Below are 23,421 nucleotides of genomic sequence, written 5' to 3'. Positions count from 1 at the left end.
GCTAGAACTCCACTGATTTCGTCGGATCGGACGGTTGCGGTAGCCAGGGCGTAAAGTCTTCCGGCTTCTGCCAGATACCGGCGGGCGGGCCATCCGCTTTCGACACGTTGACCTGAAATCCCCGCAGCGTGTACGTACCGACGACATCGTTGAAAGGGGCATCGTTTTTGGTGAGCATGTTGACGTTCATTTCGCGCCAGCCCTGCGTGGGCGTATTGAGCGTTTCGGGATTCCAGAACCGTTCCATATAAACCACCCGCGGCGGGATCCCTTCGGTGACGCGGGCTTTGGCCCTGATTTTGCCGCGCAGTGATTCGATCCACACCCAGTCTCCCTGCGCCACGCCTCGCTCGCCCGCCGTGACCGGATTAATCCAGATTTCAGCTACCGGATAAATTTCCCGGATAAACGGCGAATTTCTTAACGTGCCGTGATGGAAAATCGGCAGGCGTCCGTTGGTCATCACCAACGGGTATTTTTTCGCAATCTCCTGGTTGGGACTTTCGGCAGGCTCAACGTAATACGGCAGCGGATCGTAGTCTTTTGATGCCGGAGGTAATTTATAGGTGGTGTAAGGCTCACCGGTTCGCCCGAGGGTGATGAAAACCTCGCCGTAGAGTTCAAGTTTCCTTGAGGGCGTGTCAAACCCAGTGGGCTGGCCGGTATGGGGATCAATTTGCCGGTAAACGAAATAACGTAACCACTGCTGATAGGGCAGGAATTCGTAAGGGACTTTGCCAATGAACTCCTTCCAGGAAATATTCAGGGGAGCCAGCCGGGCATCCAGCAGTTCCTCCATCGTCTCCCAATAGGGTAAATCCTCGCCCATAAATTCGGCATCGAATGCCTTCTGGCAATTCTCATGCCCCAGTTGCGCACAGCGTTTGGCCAGTTTGGCCCAGAACAGCGTCTCATTCTCCGTTTCCCAAATATGGGTGACGGCTTGTCTGGCAAACACGGTATTGAGCGACTCCACCAGCATATCCGTTTCCAGCCACTCTGCGGCGGGCAGCAAAATATCGGCATAAGCCGAGAACGAGGTGGGATATATATACATATGGACGATGAAATCCATCTGCTCAATCGCCGGCAGCCAGGATGAGGCATTGCCCTGCATGGCCAGCTTGTTGCCGGAACGTTCGAGCCACACCCGCGGCCGATAAGGCTTGCCGGTCAGAATGGCGTCCTGCACGCTTGAGGGATGCGCGGCCCACCACTGTAGCAGCCCTTTATATTCAATACCGCCCAGCCGTTTATTCAACTGCTCTTCCGAAAGCAGCTTCTTGGCCGTCGGCACGATATAGGTATCGAAAGGGGCGACGCCGCTCGAAGGGAAACGTTGCATCAGCGCACCCGGTTTCTCCACATTCCCCATCAACGAATTGAGTAATACCGCCCCCATGGCGGCCTGTACCGAATTTTCATTTTGATCGGTCGCCACACCAAGCGAAATGCCGCCGGGTCCCTGTAGATAAAGTTCGATCGCTTTGGTGATTTTCTCCACGTCAAGCCAGCAAATTTCAGCCGCTTTATCCAGACTATAGGGTTCCACCCTTTCCTTCAGCAGGCGGAAGCCGGTTTTACACACCTCGCCATTGACGGTAAATTCGCCATCCAGCACCGGCTCCAGTTTATCGTCCCAGGGGTAAGGAAGCGGCCGGGCGGAATTGCTTTTGCCATCCCAGACTACATAGACGTCAGGCTCGCCGTCTGGCGTCAGATCCCTGGCTCGCAGCAGCATCCGGGTCCGGGTATTTACCAGGAACGGCAGGTTGGTCCAGCGGGTGATAAATTCCTCATCATAACGCTGGTGGGCCAAAATATATCGGATCCAGGCCAGCATCAGCGCCACGTCGGTACCCGGCCGGATCGGCAGCCAGATATCGGCTTTGGCGGCATCAGGGGTGAATCGTGGGTCGATGACCAGGGTACGCACCCCTTTGGCGCGCAGCTCATTCACCGCACGTCCTCCTCCCGCCGGGCTGTTATAGGAGGCATTGGTCGCCCACATCACCAGCGTCTTCATTTCGGTATCGGGGTTGTAAATCTCCAGACTTTTCGAATCGGCAATACTGGTATCTGGACCACCATACATCAGTCCAAAAGCGAGTGTTCGCGGCAGGTAGCACTGGGCGCAGCCCGGTTCAAACCAGTTCGGCGTATTGAATGCGTTGCAAAACCGTTGAAGGCTGAAAAACTCGGGATTGCCGCCGCCGCCGGTAGAACCGAAAACGGTTTCCGCGCCATATTTCTCTCGGGTTTCCATCAGTTTTTTGGCAATAGTGTCAATTGCCTCGGGCCAGGTGATGCGCTTCCATTTATTTTCCCCGCGCGCCCCTACGCGCAGCATCGGATATTTATTACGATTGGGATGGTAAAGGGCCGCTATGCCCGCAAGACCTTTGGCGCATATAGCGCCCTTGGACATGGGATATTCTGGATTACCTTCCAGCTTGATCACCCGGCCGTTTCTGACATGGGCCAGCACGCCGCAATTATGAATACAGGCTCTGCAGTTCGTCTTGACGATTTTCGTCGTGACCGGCGTTTCCGCCTCAGGCTGAGTCGCCGCGGTTACACGCGGGATCAGTCCATCACACAGTGAACCCCCGAGCACTCCGGCAACGCCGGTTATGGCCGTTGCCTTGAAAAAATCTCTTCTACTGAGTACCGACTGTTCCATATGCTTCTCTCTGTTATTTTTATAGTGGATGTTTCCTATACCAAAAACAGAAATCGGAAATAGGTTAGATATCAGTCAGGATAATTATTTTCGTCGATTACTTTTATTCCGCTGCGGGTGGTCTGCCATCCATCGTTCCACTCCAGTCCCCCCGCCTGTTCCAGCGCCTCGATAAAATAACTGGCATATACTTTGGGATGCTCAAACAGCGGATTATCCCGCAGCATTGCATCGATCCCGGATTTGGTTTTTGGGACCACACAGGCTTGCAGAACCTGCAGATAGAGGGGACGGTAAACCGGTTCCTGAGCCAGCAGGCGGGTCAGTCGTGCTGTGGGGTGCTCGCGCCGAACCACATGCCTGCCAGCCGGAGTGGTACGCCATCGCGGCGCCGAATCCTCCCCCGCAAGCTGTTCAACGCCACCCGCCTGTGCCAGCCATGCCAGTAGCACCGACGGCGGCTGCAGCACCACTTTCATTTCGGGATAGGAAAGCAATGCCTGCTCGATCTCGACGGCCGAGCGAGCGGTTTCGCAAAGTGACAGCATTTTATAGAGCACCATCCGCTGGGCAGGTTCGCACGAAATCCTCTGCAGGATACGCGTGATGGCGTTGTTCAAATCTTGCGATTCGATGGTCTCGATAATAGGCATAACTATCTTCTTGTTTTAAGTAATACCGAGAAAAATTATTAGACTGGTAATAAATAAAATCACGGTAATACTGCCGAGCATTTTTATTATTTTTCTGTGAGGTGAATCGAACATTCATTATTGATATGAAGCCTATATCACATAAAATATATTTTACGCTTCTTATTACGGTCGAACTTTAGCAAAGACCGCCCCTGGCGGAATAAACGACTCCCCGTTTTTAAACGCGGTTTCCGGCGAAAAAGCTTGATCCGCCGCATGCCGGAGTGATTCCGGCCAGCGGCGTTATTGCGGTCCGCGTATAATTCCGCACCCATTTCCCGGTTATGCGGCCAGCAAACGTTATCCGGGGTATTTCCCGACAACGAAGAACCTCTATGCCGACCAGCCTGATCCAGCCCGAACGAACCCTGTTCTCGTACCCGCGTTATTGGGCCGAGTGTTACGGCACCGCGCCGTTTTTTCCCATGTCGCGCCGGGAGATGGAGCAACTGGGGTGGGATAGCTGCGATGTGATCGTGGTGACCGGCGACGCCTATGTCGATCATCCGAGCTTCGGCATGGCGATCGTCGGGCGGCTGCTGGAAGCGCAGGGGTTTCGCGTCGGTATTATCGCGCAGCCTGACTGGACGTCGAAAAACGATTTTATGCGTCTCGGCAAGCCCAATCTGTTTTTCGGCGTCACCGCCGGGAATATGGATTCGATGATCAACCGCTATACCGCGGACCGCAAATTACGTCATGACGACGCCTATACCCCCGGCAATATCGGCGGGAAAAGGCCGGACCGCGCGACGCTGGCGTATAGCCAGCGCTGTAAGGAAGCCTATAACGATATTCCGGTGATCCTCGGCGGCATCGAGGCCAGCCTGCGGCGCATCGCCCACTATGATTACTGGTCCGATACCGTGCGGCGCTCGGTGCTGGTGGACGCCAAGGCGGACATGCTGATCTACGGCAACGGCGAGCGGCCGCTGGCGGAGGTGGCGCACCGGCTGGCGGCGGGTGAGCCGATAAGCGCTATCCACGATGTGCGCAATACCGCGGTGATGCGTAAAACGGCGCTGGTCGGCTGGACGGGGGTTGACTCCACCCGGCTTGATAAACCCGGCCGCATCGAACCGATTATCAATCCCTACGGCGAGGATTTGCCCTGCTCAGAGGGGGAGGTTCCCGCGGCGGAGGCGGCTCGGCCGATTACCGTGCGGGCGCCGAAACCCAAGCCGTGGGAAAAAACCTACGTGCTGTTGCCGTCATTTGAAAAAGTGAAAGGCGATAAGGTGATGTACGCCCATGCGTCGCGGATATTACATCATGAAACCAATCCCGGCTGCGCCAGGGCGCTGATGCAAAAGCACGGCGACCGTTACGTGTGGATTAATCCGCCGGCGATCCCGCTCTCTACCGAGGAGATGGACGCGGTGTTCGCGCTGCCGTTTCAGCGCGTTCCGCATCCTTCCTACGGTAAGGCGGTGATTGCGGCCTACGATATGATCCGCTTTTCGATCAATATTATGCGCGGCTGTTACGGCGGCTGTTCCTTCTGTTCGATCACCGAGCATGAGGGGCGGATTATCCAGAGCCGATCGGAAGCGTCGATCGTCAAAGAGATTGAGGAGATCCGCGATAACGTGCCGGGGTTTACCGGCGTGATCTCCGACCTGGGCGGCCCGACGGCGAATATGTATATGCTGCGCTGCCAGTCGCCGCGCGCCGAGCAGAGCTGCCGGCGGGCTTCCTGCGTTTATCCGGCAATCTGTCCGCATATGGATACCAACCATGAGCCGACCATTAAACTTTACCGGCGCACCCGCAGTCTGAAAGGGATCAAGAAAATCCTTATCGCCTCCGGCGTCCGTTACGATCTGGCGGTGGAAGATCCGCGCTATATCAAGGAGCTGGCCGAGCATCACGTCGGGGGATATCTGAAGATCGCCCCGGAACACACCGAAGCCGGGCCGCTGTCGAAAATGATGAAACCGGGAATGGGCAGCTATCATCGTTTTAAGCAGCTTTTTGACGATTATTCGCAACAGGCGGGAAAGCAGCAGTATCTGATCCCCTATTTTATCGCCGCGCATCCGGGCACCCGGGATGAGGATATGGTCAATCTGGCGCTGTGGCTGAAAGAGAACCGTTTCCGCCTGGATCAGGTGCAAAACTTTTATCCTTCCCCGCTGGCGAACGCCACCACCATGTATTACAGCGGCAAGAATCCGCTCGGCAAGGTGGATTACAAGAGCGAGGACGTGGTGGTGCCGCGCGGCGAGCGCCAGCGCCGGCTGCATAAGGCGCTGCTGCGCTATCACGATCCGGCGAACTGGCCGCTGATCCGCGACGCGCTGAGCGCCATGGGGATGAAGCGGCTGATCGGCAACCGGCCCGGCTGCCTGATCCCCGCCGCCGCGCCGGGAGAACGTGCGGAAGCAGGAACAAAGGGCGCCGGCCGCCCCGCGCTGACCCGCTTTACCGCGCCGGCCGCCGTCGATAAATCCGCCGCTAAAAAAACGGCGCCGGGCGGTAAAAATAGCGCAGCCGCTAAGCATTCCGCTCAAAAGCCGGCTAAGCGGGGTAAAAAACCGCGTTAAGATCGCGACGGCGCGGAAACCGGCATCCTGCCCAGGGTGATGCCCCAGAAAACCAACGCCGACAGGCTGACGGCGCCTCCGAGCAGGCAGACGCCCGTCCAGCCGGCGGAGGCATAAACCATGGTCGCCGCCATCGCGCCCAGTCCGCTGCCGACGCTGTAAAACAGCATATAACACCCTACCAGCCGGCTATGGGCATCCGGGCGGGTGTTGAAAATCATGTTTTGGTTGGCGACGTGAATCGCCTGCGCGCCGAGATCCAGCGCGATAATGCCGACGGTCAACGCATACAGCGAATAGGGGGTCAGCCCCAGCGGCAGCCACGCCGCCAGCAGCAATAACAGGGCGCCTCCGCTGACCCATTGCCCCCGCCCTTTGTCCGCCCAGTCGCCCGCCTTGACGGCGGCCAGGGCGCCGAGCACGCCCACTAACCCAAAGGCGCCGATCGCGGTGTGGGAAAGATAATAAGGCGCGGCGCTTAGCGGCAATACCAGCGCGCTCCAGAAGATGTTCAGGGCGGCGAACATCAGTAAAGCGATGACGCCGCGTATCTGCAACGTGCGCTCCTCGCGCAGCAACGCCAGCATAGAGAACAGCATCGCCGGATAGGATGAGCGCCGCGCCGGCCGGGCCTGATGCGGCAGCGCGCGCCACAGCGCGACGGCCAGCAATAGCATCAGCAGGGCGGAAAAGAGATAAACGCCGCGCCAGCCCGCCAAGTCGGCGATAATGCCCGCCATAACGCGCGCCAGCAGCAGCCCGATCACCACGCCGCCCTGCGCCGCGCCGACAACGCGCCCGCGCTCCTGTGGTGCCGCCGCGGTCGCGGCATAGGCGATCAGCCCCTGCGTCATTGCGGTGCCCAGCATTCCTACGGCCAACATGCCGGCCAGTAAATAAAGCGGCGTGGTCGCCAGTGCCACCGCGATCAGCGCCGCCGTCAGGGCGCCGAGCTGGGCTAACATTAAATGACGCCGGTTAACGAGATCGCCCAACGGCACCAGCAGCAGCAACGCCAGCGCGCAGCCGACCTGGGTGGCGGTCATGACGCCGCCGATCGCCGCGGTGCCGATGCCGAAATCCGCCGACAGCGCGTCTAACAACGGCTGCGCATAATAGACGTTCGCCACGCTTAGCCCGCAGGCGGCGGCCAGCAAAAGAACCATCAGCCGCGGCATGGGGGCGGGTAGGGTTGAGACGGCGATACGGTTTTCCGTGGTCATGATACAACTCCGCGCAATGAGTTTCAAAATGCAACTGGTTGCAGCCTAATGATAGGGGTTTTAAAATGCAACCAGAATTATGGCGCCAGTGAAAAATCAGCCGGCTGGCGCAGGGTCTGATAAGACGGAAACGGGATAAGAGACCGATGGTGAAACGCAAAAGTATGAAAGAGGATGCGTGCCCGGTGGCGCGTGCGCTGGATGTTATCGGCGATCGGTGGTCGTTGCTGATTATTCGCGATGCGTTCGACGATCGTCGGCGTTTCGGCGATTTTCAGCGTAGTCTGGGGGTGGCGCGCAATATTCTTACCGATCGTCTGCGCCGTCTGGTGGAAGAGGATATTCTGGCGGTGCGGCCGGCGTCCGACGGCTCGGCCTATCAGGAATATGTGCTGACCTCCAAAGGCGCTCAGCTTTTCCCGCTGGTGGTGGTGCTGCGCCAGTGGGGAGAGCGGCATCTGTTTGAACCGGGTGAAGCGCACTCCCGGCTGCTGGAGCGGCAAACCGACAATCCCCTGCCGGCGATGGCGCCCCGCTCCGCCGAAGGGCGTTTACTGGCGCCGCAGGATACCTATGTCCAGAAGGTTAACTGAGATGCCAACTTATGGCAGGAGGACAGGTGGAAACAGAAAACGACCTTAACGCCATCTCCCGTTATCTGAAGAAGCTGCACGTACTGACGCTGTGCGTGGGCGATAATTCGGATTTATGGTGCGCCAGTTGCTTCTACACTTATGACGAACAACAGGTGGCTTTTTATCTGATGACCGAGCCGCACACTCGTCATGGCGAGCTGATGTCGCGGCAGCCGCGGGTCGCCGGGGCGGTCAGCGGCCAGCCGAAAAGCGTTTTGCTGATTAAAGGGGTGCAGTTCCGCGCGCAGGCCGAGTTATTGCAAGGGGAGGACGAGCGGCAGGCGCGGGAGCGGTACAACGCGCGTTTCCCGGTCGCCAGGGCCTCCGCGGCGCCGGTGTGGCGCTTGCGGCTGACCGAACTGAAAATGACGGACAACGCGCTGGGTTTTGGGAAGAAACGCTATTGGCAACGCACCGGGCATGACGCCATGATAGTAAAAACATAGATAACCACAGGAGAATATATGAGCCGGGTATTGCTATTAGGGGCGACGGGACTGGTAGGCAATGAACTGTTGCAGCTTTTAAAGGCCAATCACCGGGTTGAAACGATTTACGCGCCCACCCGTAAGCCGTTGCCTTCTGCCGAAAAAGTGGTGAATCCCCACAACGCCGATCTTGCCGCGGCGCTTTCTCAACTGACTTCCCCCATCGATATCGCCTTTTGCTGTCTGGGATCGACGCTGAAGGCCGCGGGGAGTAAACAGGCGTTCCGCTATGTGGATTACACGCTGGTGGTGGAGGGGGCGAAAACCGCGCTGGCATTGGGGGCGAAACATCTGCTGGTGGTCAGTGCGCTCAACGCCAATGCGACGTCGCCCTTCTTTTATTCGCGAGTCAAAGGCGCGGCCGAGAAGTCCCTGCGCCAGCAGGGATGGCAACATCTGACCCTGGCCCGCCCCTCGCTGCTTGTGGGGGAGAGGGAAAACCATCGTCCTCTGGAGAGCCTGCTCGCGGCGCTCTTTCGCTTTTTTCCGGCGAAATGGCGGGCGATAGAGGGGAAAACCGTGGCGCAGGCCTTATTGAATCAGGCGTTTTCGCCGCAGCCGAAAGCGAAGGTGGCGGTGTTGGAGTCCGACCAGCTGCGTACGCTGGCCGGGCAGACAACGGCTTTGTAGCCGCGGTGCGGCTATCAGCGCAGGTAGTGGATAACCTGATTGCTGCTGCCGCGCCAGATTAACGCCGGATCTTTGAGATCCTCAACGAATTTACCGTCCACCAGCACGTTGATCAGGGACGCCACCTGCCGCTGTTCCTCGGTCAGTTCCGCCAGCACATAGCCCGTCCACAGCCAGATATCCTTGCCGGGACACTGCGCGCGCACCCGTTTTACCAGGCGCAGAACGTCGGGCACGTTCTGCGGATGGAGCGGATCGCCGCCGGACAGGGTGAGGCCCTGCCGCGGGATCTCGCTGTCCTGGAGGTCGGCGATGATTCGATCCTCCAGTTGCGCCGTAAACGGCTGGCCGGAATTAAGCCGCCAGGTGCTTTTGTTGTAGCAGCCGGGGCATTGATGCACGCACCCGGAAACAAACAGGGTGCAGCGCGTTCCGGGGCCGTTGACCACGTCAACGGGGTAATACTGGTGGTAATTCATCTGCGTAAAGGCCGTTTGATAAGGGGTAAAGCCGCGTTTTGGCGCGGCCCGGCGCGGTTAACCCAACTGCCCGTTGCCCAGGTGCTTGATGCGCCGTTTAACCTCTTCCTGTTTGCCGGCGTTGAACGGCCGGGCATCCGGGCTGCCGAGATAGCCGCACACCCGACGGGTGACGGAGACGCGGGCCGAGTCGTGATTGCCGCATTTCGGACAGGTGAAGCCCTTGCTGGTACACTCGAATTCACCGGTGAAGCCGCATTCGTAGCACTCGTCGATCGGCGTGTTGGTGCCGTAATAAGGGACGTGGCGGTAGCTGTAGTCCCACACGTCTTCCAGCGCTTTCAGATTATGTTGCAGGTTCGGGTATTCGCCGTAGCAGATGAATCCCCCGTTGGCCAGCGGCGGGTAGGGGGCTTCAAAATCGATTTTCTGGTACGGATTGACCTTCTTCTCCACGTCCAGATGGAAGCTGTTGGTGTAGTAGCCTTTATCCGTTACGCCCGGAATAATGCCGAACTCGGCGGTATCCAGCCGGCAGAAGCGGTCGCACAGGTTTTCGCTCGGCGTACTGTACAGGCTGAAGCCGTAGCCGGTTTCTTTTTTCCACTGCTCGGTGGCGGCTTTCAGACGGGCGACGATGGCGACGGCTTTTTCACGCAGCTGCGCACTATCGAAGACGTGAACCTCATTGCCGAACAGCGCGTTAATGGTCTCATGCAGCCCGATGTAGCCCAGCGAAATAGAGGCGCGGCCGTTCTTGAAGATATCCGCAATGCTGTCGTCCGCTTTTAAGCGCACGCCGCAGGCGCCTTCCATATAGAGAATCGGCGCCACGCGGGCCTTCACGTTTTCCAGCCGGGCGATACGCGTCATCAGCGCCTTTTTCGACAACGCCAGGCGCTGGTCGAGCAGCGTCCAGAAGCGGGCCTCGTCGCCCTCGGCTTCCAGCGCGATACGCGGCAGGTTCAGGCTGATCACCCCCAGGTTATTGCGGCCGTCGTGGATTTGTTCGCCGTCCTCTTCGTAGACGCCGAGGAAACTGCGGCAGCCCATCGGCGTTTTAAAGGAGCCGGTAACCTTGACCACCTGATCGTAATTCAGGATATCGGGATACATGCGCTTGCTGGCGCATTCCAGCGCCAGCTGCTTGATGTCGTAATTCGCATCGGCAGGCTTGTGGTTCAGCCCGTCGCGAATGGCGAACACCAGTTTGGGGAACACCGCCGTTTTATGGTTTTTACCCAGCCCGGCGATGCGGTTGCGCAGAATGGACTCCTGGATCAGCCGGGATTCCCAACTGGTGCCCAGCCCGAAGCCAAAGGTGACGAACGGCGTCTGGCCGTTGGCGGTATGCAGCGTATTCACCTCATATTCCAGCGACTGGAAGGCGTCGTAGCACTCTTTTTGCGTCCGGGTGAGGGCATAGCCTTCCGCATCGGGAATGTTCCACTCCCGCGCCACGGCCTGATGTTTTTTATGGCTGGCGGCGACGAACGGCGCCAGAATTTCATCAATACGGTTAATGGTGGTGCCGCCGTAAATATGGCTGGCGACCTGGGCGATAATCTGCGCGGTGACCGCCGTGGCGGTGGAAATCGATTTCGGCGGCTCGATTTCCGCGTTCCCCATTTTAAATCCCTTGGTCAGCATGCCGCCCAGATCGATAAGCATGCAGTTGAACATCGGGAAGAAGGGGGAGTAATCGAGATCGTGATAGTGAATCTCGCCGCGCTCATGGGCAAGCACCACGTCGCGCGGCAGAATGTACTGTTTGGCATAGTGCTTGGCGACGATCCCCGCCAGCAGGTCGCGCTGGGTGGGAATGACTTTGCTGTCTTTGTTGGCGTTTTCGTTCAGCAAGGCCATATTGCTCTGTTCCACCAGCCCGCGGATCTCCTGGTTCAGCCGGCCGTGACGCTCGCGCGCGACGTCGCGATCGTGGCGATATTCAATATAGGTACGCGCCAATTGTTTGTATTTGCCGGACATCAACAGGTTTTCGACCGCATTCTGGATGTCGCGAATGTCTACGCGTCGCTTATCCTGCATTTGTTGAGCGACCGCACAGGCTACGGTTGCACAGTAGTCCGCGTCGTCGATGCCGGCGGCCTGCGCCGCTCGCTCGACGGCTTCTTTGATGCGAACTTCATCAAAAGGTACCTGGCAGCCGTCCCGTTTAATCACTACTGGTTTCACGTTTTTTTCCTCAGTCAATGTTATCCACAGGGGAAAACCGCGGCGCGCAAGGGCTGCGGGGGCTGTGGATGATATTGTGGATAAGCACTATATATAGTTCATACTTTATATGATAGACACTATATATTGAATTTTGCGCCTGCGTATCACCATTTTTTTGACGTAGAGCAAAGAAAATCGAGTGTCGTAGATAATTCACTCTTGTACAAAAAACAACAATAAAATGCCGGGAATTTGCTAAGCCCTGGCGGGCGCGGTATCGCGCCCTGCGGCGACGTTTTGGCTATAAAGGCATCTAGACATCCAAACGTTTTTTCACTAAGGTGAGCGCACCGTTTTTCAGTTCGCGCAACGGGCTATACGCAGGGCGTAGCGGGTTCGATGCCGGACGGCGGAATAGGGCGGGCGCACGCTACTGTTGCAGGCATAAATCTTGAATGGATTTACCGCAGCGAAGAAGAAAAAAGCCATCGGCAACGGTGGGATAACGAAAGGAATAAATACATGAATCGTCGTCATTTTATCAAGGGCGCCTGCGCTGTCTCCGCCGTCGCCGCGACCGCCGGCTGGCCTCTGGGCTATGCGTGGGGAGCGGAAGGCAACGACGTCCCGCGGAAAGGCGGGCATCTGATTATCGGGGTGGACAACGCCTCCAGCACCGACCGTCTCGACCCCGCTTTCTGGTTTGAAACCTATATGTATTTCGTCGGCTCCCAGCTGTTTAACAACCTGGTCGAAGTTGACGAAAAGGGCGAACTGATCCCGTCGCTGGCGGAGTCCTGGTCCAGCGCTGAAGGCGGCCGCACCTGGATCCTGAATATCCGCTCCGGGGTGCAGTTCCACGATGGGCGCACGCTGACGGCGAAAGACGTGGTCTACTCCCTCAATCACCACCGCGGCGAGCAGTCCAGCTCATCGGTAAAAGGCTATCTGGACCCGGTCACCTCGCTGGAAGCGACCGGCGCCCATGAGGTCACCATTCGCCTGAGCGAACCGAACGTGGAATTTATCTCGCTGCTGAGCGACGTTCACTTCGCCATTACCGCGGAAAATGAATCCTTTGATAAAGGCATCGGCACCGGGGCCTTTATTCTGGAGAGCTTCCAGCCGGGCGTGCGCACGCTGGTTAAGCGCAACCCGAATCACTGGAACAGCGAACGCGGCCACGTGGATTCGGTGGAAACGCTGGCGATGAACGACTCCACCGCCCGCGTGGCGGCGCTGGTGAGCGGCTCGGCGCACATTATCAACCGCGTCAATCCGCGCGTTGTCAGCCGCATCGAAAGGATGCCCAACCTGCAACTGTTGCGTACGCGCGACGGCTTTATTTTCACCTTCCCCGGCCTGGGCAACGTGGCGCCGTTCGATTCGCTGGACGGCCGTCTGGCGCTGAAATACGCCATCGATCGCCAGCAAATCGTCGATACCGTGCTGGGCGGCTACGCCAGCGTCGCCAACGACAACCCGATTTTTCCGTCGAACCGCTATTTCGCCAAAGATATTCCGCAGCGTCCTTACGATCCGGAAAAAGCCCAGTTTCACTGGAAAAAAGCGGGCTTCAAAGGTCCGCTGGTGCTGTCGGTCGCGGATGCCGGTTTTCCCGGCGCGGTGGATGCCGGCCAGCTCTATCAGGCTTCCGCGCAGCGCGCCGGCATTCCGCTGACGGTGGAGCGCGTGCCGGACGATGCCTTCTGGGATAACGTCTGGATGAAGAAACCGTTCGTCTCTTCCAACTGGTCGATGCGCCCGACGGCGGATGCGCTATTGTCCCTGGTGTTTACCAGCAAGGCGCCGTGGAACGAATCGCTGTGGCATGAGCCGGCGTTTGATCAGCTGGTGCAGGCGGCGCGCGGTGAACAGAACGAGGATAAACGCCGGCAGATTTACCACGATATTCAGGTGATGCTGGTGGAAAAAGGCAGCGAAATCATCCCGCTGTATGCCGATACGCTGGATGCCTGCAACAATAAGGTCAAAGGTTTCCATGCCATCCCCGGCTTCCCGCTAAGCGGTAACCGCGCCGCCGAAAAAGTATGGCTGGCGAGTTGAAAACGGGCGATGCGACGGTGATATCAGGTAGTCCAAGGTTTTTAATCCCCCGCTCTCCGCTGGCGCTGATGATTGCCCGCCGGCTGCTGGCGGGCGTGGCGATGCTCGCGGTGGTGTCGGTGCTGATCTTCGCCGGCATTCAACTGCTGCCGGGCAACCCGGCCGCGGCGATCCTGGGCCAGTCCGCCACGCCGGAAGCGGTGCACGCGCTCAATGCGCAGCTGGGATTGGACCAGCCGGCGCTATCCCGCTACTTTTCCTGGCTGGGCGGGATAGTGCGGGGCGATTTCGGACAGAGCTTTACCAGCCGGCAGAGCATCGCCCCGGTGCTGGCCTACCGCCTGGAGAATTCGCTGTTTCTGGCGGGGTGGACGGCGGCTATCGCCGTGCCGCTGGCGCTGCTGATTGGCTTTATCTCCGTGCGCTATCAGGGCGGCTGGCTGGATCAACTGCTGAATAGCTTTACCCGCACGGCGGTGGCGCTGCCGGAATTTTTCTCCGGCTATCTGCTTATCCTGGTGTTCTCCATCACCCTGATGTGGTTGCCCAGCAACAGCAACGTCAGCGCCGGCATGCCGCTGTCATCCCGGCTGACGGCGATAGTCCTGCCTGGCGTCACCCTGCTGCTGGCGGTGCTGGGGCATATGAGCAATATGACCCGCGCGGCGCTGATTAACGCCCAGAGCGCCGCCTATGTCGATACCGCCTTGCTGAAAGGCCTGGCGCCCTCCGCCATCCTGCTGCGCCATGTCCTGCCGAACGCCTGGGGGCCGATCATCAACGTGATCGTGCTGAATCTGGCTTATCTGATGGTCGGCGTGGTGATTGTGGAAAACGTCTTCGTCTATGCCGGACTGGGGCAGTATATGGTCGACAGCATCAGTAAGCGCGATATGCCGGTGATTCAGGGCTGCGCGCTGGTGCTGGCGGCGATTTATATCTTGTTGAATCTCCTGGCGGACGTGGTGGCGCTGATCGCCAATCCCCGTCTGCGCCATGCCCGTTGATCCCCGAATGGAATCAGCCCGGCGAAGAATAGAGTGCAATATGCAAACAGAAAAGGAGCCAGCCGAATGCCCGCGCTAAAACCTTCCGCGCTGCTCGGCCTGCTGGGGCTGGGCGTTTTTATTCTGCTGGCGGTGCTGGCGCCCTGGATTGCGCCCTATCCGGCCGATCAGGTGGTGGGCGGTCCCTGGATCGGCCCGACGGAACAGGCGCTGCTGGGGACGGACAATCTGGGGCGGGATCTGTTTTCCCGCCTGATCTGGGGAACCCGCACGTCGCTGACGGTAACGGCGCTGGCGGCGCTGCTGGCGTTTTTACTCGGCACGCTGCTGGGGTTTCTGGCCGGCGTATGCGGCGGCTGGGCGGATCAGCTGATTTCCCGCGTCAATGACGTGCTGATGGCGATCCCGACACTGATTCTGGCGCTGGTGGTGCTGGCGCTGCTGCCGAAAAACACCGCCATCATCGTTGTGGTGCTCGGCGTGCTTGAAGCCACGCGGGTGCTGCGCGTGGCCCGTTCGCTGGCGGTGGATATCGCCGCGCAGGAGTTTATCGAGGTCGCCCGCATGCGCGGCGAGTCCATGCGCTGGATCCTGTGGCGCGAAATCCTGCCCAACGCGGCCACCACGCTGGTGGCGGAGTTCGCCATGCGCTTTATTTTCATCCTGCTGTTTCTCTCCGCGCTGTCGTTTCTTGGCATGGGGATCCAGCCGCCCACGGCGGACTGGGGCGGTCTGGCGCGGGATAATAAGGACGGCATTCTGTTCGGCGTCTGGGCGGCGCTGGTGCCGGGGGCGGCGATTGCGCTGCTGGCGGTATCGCTGAACCTGGTGGCGGACTGGCTGCTCAGCCGCAACGCGCGTAGCTGGCGGGGAGGCCGTCATGGCTGATTTATTGCGGGTGGAGCATCTTCAGGTGGCGGCCGGCGATCGGACGCTGGTGGACGATATCTCCTTCAACCTGCGCAAAGGGGAAGTACTGGGGCTGATTGGCGAGTCCGGCGCCGGAAAATCCACCATCGGGCAGGCCATTCTCGGCCATTGCCGCCACGGTATGCGCATTCGGCAAGGGCATATCTGGTTTGCGGATAGCGACCTGGCGGCCTTGTCCGAGCGGCAACTGCGCAAGGTGCGCGGCCGGCGCATCGCGTACGTGGCCCAGTCCGCCAGCGCGGCGTTTAATCCGGCGCGGCGCATCGGCGAACAGGTGATCGAGGCGGCGGTGATCCACCGGGCGCTAGCGCGCCGGCAGGCCACCGAACGGGCGCTGGAATTGTTCGCCCGGCTCTCCCTGCCGGACCCGGCGGCGTTTTTCCGCCGTTATCCGCACCAGGTGTCGGGCGGCCAGCTCCAGCGGGCGATGATCGCCATGGCCCTTATCGCCGGGCCGGATCTGATCATTTTTGACGAGCCGACCACCGCGCTGGACGTCACCACGCAGCTGGGCGTATTGCAGGCGATAGCGGACATTATTCGCCTGACCGGCGTCGCCGCGCTCTATATCAGCCACGATCTGGCGGTGGTGGCGCAGCTTAGCGACAGGATCATGGTATTGCGCGGCGGGCGGCAGGTGGAAATCGGCGCCACCGCGCAGATTCTGGCCCAGCCGGCGCAAGACTATACCCGCCAGCTGCTGCTGGCGCGGGGGGAACCTAAAGCGCCGCGGCCGCCGTCGGACGACATCGTGCTGGATATTCGGCGCGTCAGCGCCAGCTATGGCCGGCAGCCGGTGCTGGAAACGGTGTCCCTGCAGCTGGCCCGCGGCCGGACGCTGGCGGTGATCGGCGAGTCCGGCTCGGGGAAATCGACGCTGGGCCGCGCGGTGTGCGGGCTGCTGGCGCCGGAGAACGGCGACGTCGTCTTGCAGGGCGAGTCGCTGCCGCCGCGCCTGGCGCAGCGTACCCGCCGCCATTTTCAGGCGGTGCAGATGATTCATCAGCATCCCGATACGGCGCTGAATCCGCGTTTGACCGTCGGGGTGCAGATTGAACGCGCGATAGCCTGCCTGACGGATTTGCCCGTCGCCCAACGCGGCGCGCGGGTGCGGGATTTGCTACAGCGGGTCGGCTTACCCGCCGCGCTTGCCGAGCGCTATCCCGGCTCGCTTTCCGGCGGCCAGAAACAGCGGGTGTGCATCGCCCGCGCGCTGGCGGCGGAGCCTGAGCTGATCGTGTGCGACGAGCCGACGTCGGCGCTCGATCCGCTGGTGGCGCGCGATGTGCTGGCGCTATTGCGGCAGATCCAGCAGGAAACCGGGGTGGCTTACCTGTTTATCACCCACGACCTTCACGTGGTGCGCGAGGTGGCGGACAGCGTGGCGGTGCTGCGCCACGGCCGGATCGTCCGCCAGGGGCCGGTGGCGGAGGCATTATCGCCGCCGCTGGACGACTATACGCGGCGGCTGCTGATGGCCGTGCCGGAGATGCGCTGCGGCTGGCTGCGGGAGGTTAGCGCCGCCAAGGCGTAAGTAACCTATTGATGACTATTTTATCTCCGGAAACGGCGGCAGTTGGCGAAAGGTATGCAGCAACCCTTCCGACCACGCCTTGCGGATTTGGATGAAATAGGGGTTATTTTCGGTAACACGCTGCTGTTCGCGGGTGTCGAAGCTGTTCGCCCGGTAGATCATCACGTCGAGCGGCAGCCCCACCGACAGGTTGCTGCGCAGGGTGGAGTCAATGGAGATCAGCGCGCAGCACATCGCCTGCTCCAGCGGCGTATCCATGCTCAGCACCCGATCGATAATCGGTTTGCCGTACTTGCTTTCGCCGATCTGAAAATAGGGCGTATCCTCGGTGGCTTCGATAAAGTTGCCTTCAGGATATATATGGAACAGCCTGGGCGCCTCGCCGGCGATCTGACCGCCCAATAGCAGATTGCAGCCGAAATTGGTGTTGCTACCGCTCTGCTGAGCCTGGCTGTCGCGGTGGATCACTTCACGCACCGTTTCTCCCAGCAGCATGGCGGCGTGGTACATGGTGCCGGCTTGCAGCAGATTGGGCGTTTCCTGCGCCTCGATGCGGGCGCAGAGCAGGCTGATGATACTCTGGGTGGTGGCCAGATTCCCGGCGCACTGGATCACCAGCACGCGTTGGTTATCTTCATGAAAGACATGAAGTTTTTTAAACGTTGAAATGTGGTCGACGCCGGCATTGGTGCGGGAATCCGAAGCAAATACCAAACCGTCAGACAGACGCATGGCCACACAGTACGTCATAAAGCACCTTTTCGTTAAAATCTACTGTTGCTGCTGTATCTGCTGTTGGCGTTCGAACAGACGTACTTCAGCCTCGGAAAACATCTCTTCACATCCGCCGCCCAGCCGCGAGCCGCGCACCGGGCAGGCGTCCAGATAGTCCATGCCCACCGCCAGCCACAGATGCTGATGGAGCAAACGGGTGTTATTGGTAATATCAAATCCCTGCCAGCGATCGTGCAGCCAGACTTCCGCCCAGGCGTGCATGGCCACATGCTGCGTATCCTGACTATAAACGTAACCGCTGACATAGCGGGCCGGAATATTCAGGCTGCGGCAGCAGGCCAGAAAGACGTGGGTATGATCCTGACACACCCCTTTCTCCATGGCGAACGCCTGCGCCGCGGTGTCCTGAACCTGCGTGGCGCCGGGAGTATACGGCATTTTCAGCTGTAATTCCGCCATCAGCGTGTTCAGGCTCTCTTCCGCCTCCTGCGGCCGGTAATAGCGCTGCGCAAAGGCGCGGATGCTGCCATCCGCTTCCGTCAGCGGCGTGGTGCGCAGGAACACAAGCGGCGACAGGGCATCCGCTGCGCCGCCGTCGTAGGCCTGTTCTGCGTTATCGGCGATTTCCACCACGCCTTGAGCGTGGATGGTGATGTCGTGATGCGGAACGTCCAGGGTCATCACGTGCAGCACATTGCCGTAGGCGTCGGTGGTGGCGACGGCCGCGGCGGGGAGCGTCAGCTTCCACTCCCTGATCTGCTGGCGGGCCGAGTTTTTGGGGGTCAGACGCAGGTACTGGGTGCTGAATTTCACTTCCTCATCATAGTGATAATGGGTCAGGTGGTTGATGGTCAGTTTCATAGCGCCTCCAGATAGGTATGACGGATGCTGTCGGCCAGTTCATTGATCTTGCTGATGAATTCATTCAGGTAGGCTTCCAGGCCCTTGGCCAGGATGTCGTCAAGGGTGCTGAAGCGCAGCTCCACGCGCAGCAGATGGGCCAGGCGGTGAGGCACCTTGGCCCGCTGGCTGCCGATGGTTTCCAGCTGTTGCACCAGATCGTCGATACAGGCGTGCAGCGAGCGCGGCACATCCCCCCGCAGCACCAGTAATTCGGTCACGGTTTCCCGGCTGATCGGCTGGCGATAGATGCTATGGTAGGCTTCGCGCGCGCTGACGGCCCGCAGCAGCGTATCCAGCCGGTAATATTCGCGCACCGGATCGGGATCGCTATTCAACTGCCGATCTTTCAGGCTGAGCAGCTGCGCGGTGGCGTAGGCGCGTTCGATCAGGGTGCCGAGGCGAATAAAGCACTGGGCGTCGTTACGCAGCAGAGTGCCGAACATCGCGCCGCGGAACAGGTGCGCGCGCTCTTTCACCCAGTCGAAGAACGCGTCGATGCCGATTTTATCCACCCCCTGATCGTGCAGGCTGCGGATATCGATACGGGTGGTGTTGATGCATTCCCAGACTTCGGAAGAGAGGCTGCCGCGCACGGCATGGGCGTTGTTCCAGGCCATTTCGATACAGTTGTAGATGCTGCTGGGGTTTTGGCTGTCCAGCGCGAAAAAGTTCAGCAGGTTGTTCATGGAGAAACGGGCGTAGCGCTGCTGGAACAGCTCGTGGGTATAGGTCAGATTCAGCGGCAGCGCCAGGTCGCGCTGCTGCTGGCTGTGGCGCGGCATCATGGATAATTTATAGGTGACGTCCAGCACCCGGGCCAGGCTTTCCGCCCGTTCCAGATAGCGGGCCATCCAATAGAGTTCACTGGCTGTGCGGCTTAACATTATTCCTCCTCCTCCATGACCCAGGTATCTTTGGTGCCGCCGCCCTGCGACGAGTTGACCACCAGCGAGCCTTCCGTCAGCGCCACGCGGGTTAATCCGCCGGGTATCAGACGGATCTCTTCCCCCGCCAGCGCGAACGGACGCAGATCGATATGGCGGGGAGCCAGTCCGTCTTCCACAAAGGTGGGGCAGGTGGAGAGCGCCAGCGTCTCCTGGCCGATGTAATTGTGCGGATTGGCCTGCAGCCGCCGGCGGAAGTCCTCAATCTGCTGGCGCGTCGCCCTGGGGCCGACCAGCATGCCGTATCCCCCCGCGCCGTGAACCTCTTTCACCACCATGTTCTCCAGATTGCCGAGGACATAGCTGAGCGCCTGCGGATCGCGGCACTGCCAGGTGGGGATATTGCCCAGAATCGGCTCTTCGGAGAGGTAGAAGCGGATCATCTCCGGTACGTAAGGGTAGATGGACTTATCATCCGCCACGCCGGTGCCGATGGCGTTGGCCAGCACCACGCCGCCGGCGCGGTACACCGACAGCAGGCCGGGAACGCCGAGCATGGAGTCGGCGCGGAACGCCAGCGGATCGAGGAAGGCATCATCCACGCGCCGGTAAATAACGTCCACCCGGCAGGGGCCTTCGGTGGTGCGCATATACACGGCGCCCGCTTTTACGAACAGATCGGCGCTTTCCACCAGCTCCACGCCCATCTGCTGCGCCAGAAAACTGTGTTCAAAATAGGCGCTGTTAAACCGTCCCGGCGTCATCACCACCACGGTCGGGTCGTCGACCGGGGTGCTTTCGCGCAGCGTTTGCAGCAGGTAGCTGGGGTAGCGTTCGACCGGCGCAATATGCTGGCTGGCGAACAGGTCCGGGTACAGCCGCATCATCATTTTGCGGTTTTCCAGCATGTAGGACACGCCGGACGGGGTGCGCAGGTTGTCTTCCAGTACGTAATAGCGGCCGTCGCTGTTGCGCACCATATCGATGCCGGTGATATGGGCATAGATATTGTTATGCAGATCCACTCCCTGCATACAGGGCTGATATTGCTCGTTGGCCAGCACTTGTTCGCTGGGAATAATGCCGGCTCTAAGAATATGCTGCTGGTGATAGATATCGTACAGAAAGGCGTTCAGCGCCTGCACCCGCTGGCGGATGCCGCGATCGAGCTGGCGCCACTCATGGGCGGGAATAATGCGCGGCACGCTGTCGAAAGGAATTAAACGCTCGGTGCCGCCTTCTTCGCCATAGACGTTAAAAGTGATGCCGACGCGATGAAACAGCAGCTCGGCCTGCTCCTTTTTCTGCCTGATCGCCTGCTGGTCGGTTTGTTGCAGCCATTGCCAATAAGAGTCGTAGTGCCGGCGCTGTTCGCCTGCTACGGAAAGCATCTCATCATAGTAAGACGGTGTCGGAAGCGTCATTTTTATCATTGTCATCCCCTGCATCACGCTTAATAGCGATAATAGTGCAATGCATAAAATGCGCCATTTTGACAAAGAGCGTCCGCGCCATCATTTGGCGCAAAATGTCGCACTCTATTGGGGCGACGCCTTGGGGCCTGCACCGTGGCGGCTCGCCGGCGGATAAAAAATCGTCGCTTACGGCGGCCAGGGATATGGCGTGCCATAAAAAATTTCCGGGAGAAATTTTAAACGTCGCTCCCAGCGACGGCCCGTAAGGGTGGCGGGCAAGGATAGCCCGCCATAAAAAATTTCCGGGAGAAATTTTAAACGTCGCTTCCAGCGACGGCCCGTAAGGGTGGCGGGCAAGGATAGCCCGCCATAAAAAAGACGCAGCCGAACGGCGCGTCTATTGAGGTTTATGACCGCTAACCGGACTTAGCGGCGTACGGCGATCGCTTCAATCTCGATTTTCACGTCTTTGGGCAGGCGCGCCACTTCCACGCAGGAGCGCGCCGGGAAAGGGGCGTTGTGCTCGGTAAAGAAGGCTTCATAGGCCGCATTGAGGGTGGTGAAATCGTTCAGGTCTTTAACGAATACCGTGGTTTTCACAATATCGGAAACCTTCAGACCGGCGGCTTCCACAATGGCTTGCACATTACTCAGCGACTGGCGCGTCTGGGCGGTAATGTCATCGGCGACCAGACCGGTTTGCGGGTCAACCGGGATCTGGCCGGAGGTGAAGATAAGGCTGCCGAGATCGACGCCTTGTACGTAAGGGCCGATGGCGGCCGGAGCCTGTTCGGTGCTGATAGAGCGTGACATGATATCTCCTGATTGGGGGTAAAAGGATACTGACGACGCCATTATTCAAAAAAGCCCCGCGTCAGGCAATGGCCGTAAGCGGGGCGATGAAAGAAAGCCTGTCTAGCGATCCTGCAGAACGGCGCGGCGCTCGAACTCTTTTTCGCAGTATTTGCATTTCAGATGCACGTCGCCTTCACGCTGTTTGACGCTGAACGAGGATGACACCGGCTCGCTGCGGCTGATGCAGTTGCTGTTGGGGCAGGTTAATACGTCGTCGATATGGTCGGGCAGCGTCGGCGCCAGCTTACGCACCACGTCGTAGTCGTCAATCTGGTTTACGGTGGCCTGCGGCGCATACATCGCCAGCTGATTCGCCTGCTGCTCGGTGAGGAACACATTCTCGATTTTGATCAGATCCTTGCGGCCGAGCTGGTTGGAGGGCAGATTCAGCCCGATGGTCACGCGCTGGTCCGTGGCGGTCAGCTTGAACAGGGTCAGCAGCTTAAAACCCACCTGGGCGGGAATATGATCGATAACCGTGCCGCGCCGGATGGCTTCTACCTGTAATTTATTATCGTGAGTCATGACTATTCCTCTCTCTTACGCAACCAGTTCTCGATTCAGTACCAGCGCCAGCAAAGCCTGACGGGCGTAAATGCCGTTTCCCGCCTGCTGGAAATAGTAAGCGTAGGGGGTTTTATCCACATCGATGGTGATTTCGTCGATGCGCGGCAGCGGATGCAGCACTTTCAGGTTATCGCGCGCGCTGTGCAGGTCGGCGGCGCGCAGCACGAACTGCGATTTGATGTTGATATATTCCGACGGGTCCAGCCGCTCTTTCTGCACCCGCGTCATATACAGAATGTCGAGGTCGGAGACGACCTCCTCAATGCCGTTGTGCAGGCTGTAGGGAATATTTTTTTCTTCCAGCATGGTCAGGATATAGTCCGGCATCGCCAGCGCATCCGGAGCGATAAAATAAAAGCGGTTGCCGTCGAATTTCGCCAGCGCCTGGGTGAGCGAGTGCACGGTACGGCCGTATTTCAGGTCGCCCACCATGGCGATATTGATATTGCTCAGGCGGCCCTGGGTTTCCTGAATGGTAAACAGGTCGAGCAGCGTTTGCGACGGGTGCTGGTTGGCGCCGTCGCCGGCGTTAAGCACCGGCACGCCGGAGGAAAATTCGGCGGCGAGGCGGGATGCCCCCTCCTGCGGGTGGCGCATGACGATGGCGTCCACATACTGGCTGATAACCGAGATGGTGTCGGCCAGCGTTTCGCCTTTCTTGCCCAGCGAGGTGTTGCTGCTGTCGGCAAAACCCACCACCGAAGCCCCCAGCCGGTGCATCGCGGTTTCAAAGGACAGGCGCGTGCGCGTCGAGGCCTCGAAAAAACAGCTGGCAATCACTTTGTGCTTTAACAGCTCCGGCTGTGGGTTGGCTTTCAGGCTGGCGGCCACCCGCAATGCCAGCTCCAGCTCCTCTCGGCTGAGGTCGTTAATTGAAATGACGTGTTTTTGATAAAGCGGATTGACCATTTTTGTTTTTCTCCCCACGGTTAGGTCCGGTAAACGGCGCTGTTGTCTGGTTCGCCAT

Annotated in this window: 20 protein-coding genes; 8 read left to right on the top strand and 12 right to left on the bottom strand. The window is 59.3% G+C overall.

What is annotated here, in order from left to right:
* Nucleotide 1 precedes the first annotated feature (1 nt).
* The gene (locus MFP24_RS11740) at nucleotides 2-2,683 is read right to left on the bottom strand and encodes a molybdopterin-containing oxidoreductase family protein (RefSeq protein ID WP_249230266.1); all 2,682 of its coding nucleotides are present in this window, start codon (nucleotides 2,681-2,683) and stop codon (nucleotides 2-4) included.
* Between the two features lie 71 nt (nucleotides 2,684-2,754).
* Nucleotides 2,755-3,336 (bottom strand): hypothetical protein, encoded by a 582-nt coding sequence (locus MFP24_RS11735; RefSeq protein WP_249230265.1) that lies wholly within the window; start codon nucleotides 3,334-3,336, stop codon nucleotides 2,755-2,757.
* 377 nt (nucleotides 3,337-3,713) lie between these two features.
* Here MFP24_RS11735 and MFP24_RS11730 point away from each other — a divergent pair, with 377 nt between their 5' ends.
* Nucleotides 3,714-5,924, top strand: coding sequence for a YgiQ family radical SAM protein (locus MFP24_RS11730; RefSeq protein ID WP_249230264.1), 2,211 nt, complete (start codon nucleotides 3,714-3,716; stop codon nucleotides 5,922-5,924).
* On the opposite strand, the gene MFP24_RS11725 is transcribed toward MFP24_RS11730, so the two are convergent.
* On the bottom strand, nucleotides 5,921-7,147 hold the full coding sequence (locus MFP24_RS11725) for an MFS transporter (protein WP_249230263.1): 1,227 nt from the start codon (nucleotides 7,145-7,147) through the stop codon (nucleotides 5,921-5,923). The two genes, MFP24_RS11730 and MFP24_RS11725, sit on opposite strands and share 4 nt — an antisense overlap.
* 146 nt (nucleotides 7,148-7,293) lie before the next feature.
* On the opposite strand from MFP24_RS11725, the gene MFP24_RS11720 reads away from it, so the two are divergent.
* From MFP24_RS11720 to MFP24_RS11710, 3 genes are read left to right on the top strand one after another with little or no spacing between them, the layout of a single operon-like run.
* The gene (locus MFP24_RS11720; RefSeq protein WP_249230262.1) at nucleotides 7,294-7,740 is read left to right on the top strand and encodes a winged helix-turn-helix transcriptional regulator; all 447 of its coding nucleotides are present in this window, start codon (nucleotides 7,294-7,296) and stop codon (nucleotides 7,738-7,740) included.
* A 26-nt stretch (nucleotides 7,741-7,766) separates the two neighbouring features.
* Nucleotides 7,767-8,228, top strand: a complete 462-nt coding sequence (locus MFP24_RS11715; RefSeq protein ID WP_249230261.1) for a YhbP family protein — start codon at nucleotides 7,767-7,769, stop codon at nucleotides 8,226-8,228.
* Between the two features lie 18 nt (nucleotides 8,229-8,246).
* Entirely contained in the window at nucleotides 8,247-8,900 is a 654-nt protein-coding gene (locus MFP24_RS11710) for an NAD(P)H-binding protein (protein ID WP_249230260.1), read from the top strand.
* A gap of 14 nt (nucleotides 8,901-8,914) precedes the next feature.
* Here the strand turns inward: MFP24_RS11710 and nrdG are convergent, their stop codons facing one another.
* Both nrdG and nrdD read right to left on the bottom strand, forming a co-directional pair.
* Entirely contained in the window at nucleotides 8,915-9,379 is a 465-nt protein-coding gene (nrdG, locus tag MFP24_RS11705; protein WP_249230259.1) for an anaerobic ribonucleoside-triphosphate reductase-activating protein, read from the bottom strand.
* Between the two features lie 57 nt (nucleotides 9,380-9,436).
* On the bottom strand, nucleotides 9,437-11,575 hold the full coding sequence (nrdD, locus tag MFP24_RS11700; protein ID WP_249230258.1) for an anaerobic ribonucleoside-triphosphate reductase: 2,139 nt from the start codon (nucleotides 11,573-11,575) through the stop codon (nucleotides 9,437-9,439).
* Nucleotides 11,576-12,079: 504 nt separating this feature from the next.
* Between nrdD and MFP24_RS11695 the strand changes: the two genes are divergently transcribed.
* The 4 genes from MFP24_RS11695 (at nucleotide 12,080) to MFP24_RS11680 (ending at nucleotide 17,095) form a co-directional block, all read left to right on the top strand.
* On the top strand, nucleotides 12,080-13,624 hold the full coding sequence (locus MFP24_RS11695) for an ABC transporter substrate-binding protein (protein ID WP_249230257.1): 1,545 nt from the start codon (nucleotides 12,080-12,082) through the stop codon (nucleotides 13,622-13,624).
* 68 nt (nucleotides 13,625-13,692) lie between these two features.
* Complete coding sequence (locus MFP24_RS11690) at nucleotides 13,693-14,631, top strand: ABC transporter permease (protein WP_249230410.1); 939 nt, start codon at nucleotides 13,693-13,695, stop codon at nucleotides 14,629-14,631.
* Nucleotides 14,632-14,697: 66 nt separating this feature from the next.
* The gene (locus MFP24_RS11685) at nucleotides 14,698-15,519 is read left to right on the top strand and encodes an ABC transporter permease (protein WP_249230256.1); all 822 of its coding nucleotides are present in this window, start codon (nucleotides 14,698-14,700) and stop codon (nucleotides 15,517-15,519) included.
* Nucleotides 15,512-17,095, top strand: coding sequence for an ABC transporter ATP-binding protein (locus MFP24_RS11680; RefSeq protein WP_249230255.1), 1,584 nt, complete (start codon nucleotides 15,512-15,514; stop codon nucleotides 17,093-17,095). The genes MFP24_RS11685 and MFP24_RS11680 overlap by 8 nt, the downstream gene beginning before the upstream one ends.
* A gap of 15 nt (nucleotides 17,096-17,110) precedes the next feature.
* On the opposite strand, the gene MFP24_RS11675 is transcribed toward MFP24_RS11680, so the two are convergent.
* From MFP24_RS11675 to pyrB, 7 genes are all read right to left on the bottom strand, one after another.
* Complete coding sequence (locus MFP24_RS11675; RefSeq protein WP_249230254.1) at nucleotides 17,111-17,845, bottom strand: proteasome-type protease; 735 nt, start codon at nucleotides 17,843-17,845, stop codon at nucleotides 17,111-17,113.
* 21 nt (nucleotides 17,846-17,866) lie between these two features.
* Nucleotides 17,867-18,691 (bottom strand): transglutaminase family protein, encoded by an 825-nt coding sequence (locus tag MFP24_RS11670; RefSeq protein WP_249230253.1) that lies wholly within the window; start codon nucleotides 18,689-18,691, stop codon nucleotides 17,867-17,869.
* Nucleotides 18,688-19,617 (bottom strand): alpha-E domain-containing protein, encoded by a 930-nt coding sequence (locus tag MFP24_RS11665; RefSeq protein WP_249230252.1) that lies wholly within the window; start codon nucleotides 19,615-19,617, stop codon nucleotides 18,688-18,690. Before MFP24_RS11665 ends, MFP24_RS11670 begins: the two co-directional genes overlap by 4 nt.
* Entirely contained in the window at nucleotides 19,617-21,050 is a 1,434-nt protein-coding gene (locus MFP24_RS11660; protein ID WP_249230251.1) for a circularly permuted type 2 ATP-grasp protein, read from the bottom strand. The genes MFP24_RS11665 and MFP24_RS11660 overlap by 1 nt, the downstream gene beginning before the upstream one ends.
* A 408-nt stretch (nucleotides 21,051-21,458) precedes the next feature.
* On the bottom strand, nucleotides 21,459-21,845 hold the full coding sequence (gene ridA, locus MFP24_RS11655) for a 2-iminobutanoate/2-iminopropanoate deaminase (protein ID WP_249230250.1): 387 nt from the start codon (nucleotides 21,843-21,845) through the stop codon (nucleotides 21,459-21,461).
* Between the two features lie 102 nt (nucleotides 21,846-21,947).
* A complete protein-coding gene (gene pyrI / locus MFP24_RS11650) occupies nucleotides 21,948-22,412 on the bottom strand; it encodes an aspartate carbamoyltransferase regulatory subunit (protein WP_009114621.1) in 465 nt (154 codons plus the stop codon).
* Between the two features lie 15 nt (nucleotides 22,413-22,427).
* A complete protein-coding gene (pyrB, locus tag MFP24_RS11645; protein WP_249230249.1) occupies nucleotides 22,428-23,363 on the bottom strand; it encodes an aspartate carbamoyltransferase in 936 nt (311 codons plus the stop codon).
* Between the last annotated feature and the right edge of the window lie 58 nt (nucleotides 23,364-23,421).

Origin of the sequence: Brenneria tiliae (assembly GCF_023347575.1) — a bacterium.
Taxonomy (GTDB): Bacteria; Pseudomonadota; Gammaproteobacteria; order Enterobacterales; family Enterobacteriaceae; genus Brenneria; species Brenneria corticis.
The sequence above is the reverse complement of the archived record's forward strand: the minus strand, read 5'-3'. Positions and strand labels throughout refer to the sequence as shown.

Bases quoted from the DNA above. Each gene is read 5' to 3' on its own strand.
- MFP24_RS11690 (WP_249230410.1), top strand. From the start codon at position 13,693: ATGATTGCCCGCCGGCTGCTGGCGGGCGTGGCGATGCTCGCGGTGGTG.
- ridA (WP_249230250.1), bottom strand. From the start codon at position 21,845: ATGTCACGCTCTATCAGCACCGAACAGGCTCCGGCCGCCATCGGCCCT.
- pyrI (WP_009114621.1), bottom strand. From the start codon at position 22,412: ATGACTCACGATAATAAATTACAGGTAGAAGCCATCCGGCGCGGCACG.
- MFP24_RS11685 (WP_249230256.1), top strand. From the start codon at position 14,698: ATGCCCGCGCTAAAACCTTCCGCGCTGCTCGGCCTGCTGGGGCTGGGC.
- MFP24_RS11730 (WP_249230264.1), top strand. From the start codon at position 3,714: ATGCCGACCAGCCTGATCCAGCCCGAACGAACCCTGTTCTCGTACCCG.
- MFP24_RS11660 (WP_249230251.1), bottom strand. From the start codon at position 21,050: ATGATAAAAATGACGCTTCCGACACCGTCTTACTATGATGAGATGCTT.
- MFP24_RS11735 (WP_249230265.1), bottom strand. From the start codon at position 3,336: ATGCCTATTATCGAGACCATCGAATCGCAAGATTTGAACAACGCCATC.
- MFP24_RS11695 (WP_249230257.1), top strand. From the start codon at position 12,080: ATGAATCGTCGTCATTTTATCAAGGGCGCCTGCGCTGTCTCCGCCGTC.
- pyrB (WP_249230249.1), bottom strand. From the start codon at position 23,363: ATGGTCAATCCGCTTTATCAAAAACACGTCATTTCAATTAACGACCTC.
- MFP24_RS11725 (WP_249230263.1), bottom strand. From the start codon at position 7,147: ATGACCACGGAAAACCGTATCGCCGTCTCAACCCTACCCGCCCCCATG.
- nrdG (WP_249230259.1), bottom strand. From the start codon at position 9,379: ATGAATTACCACCAGTATTACCCCGTTGACGTGGTCAACGGCCCCGGA.
- MFP24_RS11710 (WP_249230260.1), top strand. From the start codon at position 8,247: ATGAGCCGGGTATTGCTATTAGGGGCGACGGGACTGGTAGGCAATGAA.
- MFP24_RS11680 (WP_249230255.1), top strand. From the start codon at position 15,512: ATGGCTGATTTATTGCGGGTGGAGCATCTTCAGGTGGCGGCCGGCGAT.
- MFP24_RS11740 (WP_249230266.1), bottom strand. From the start codon at position 2,683: ATGGAACAGTCGGTACTCAGTAGAAGAGATTTTTTCAAGGCAACGGCC.
- MFP24_RS11665 (WP_249230252.1), bottom strand. From the start codon at position 19,617: ATGTTAAGCCGCACAGCCAGTGAACTCTATTGGATGGCCCGCTATCTG.
- MFP24_RS11720 (WP_249230262.1), top strand. From the start codon at position 7,294: ATGGTGAAACGCAAAAGTATGAAAGAGGATGCGTGCCCGGTGGCGCGT.
- MFP24_RS11675 (WP_249230254.1), bottom strand. From the start codon at position 17,845: ATGACGTACTGTGTGGCCATGCGTCTGTCTGACGGTTTGGTATTTGCT.
- MFP24_RS11670 (WP_249230253.1), bottom strand. From the start codon at position 18,691: ATGAAACTGACCATCAACCACCTGACCCATTATCACTATGATGAGGAA.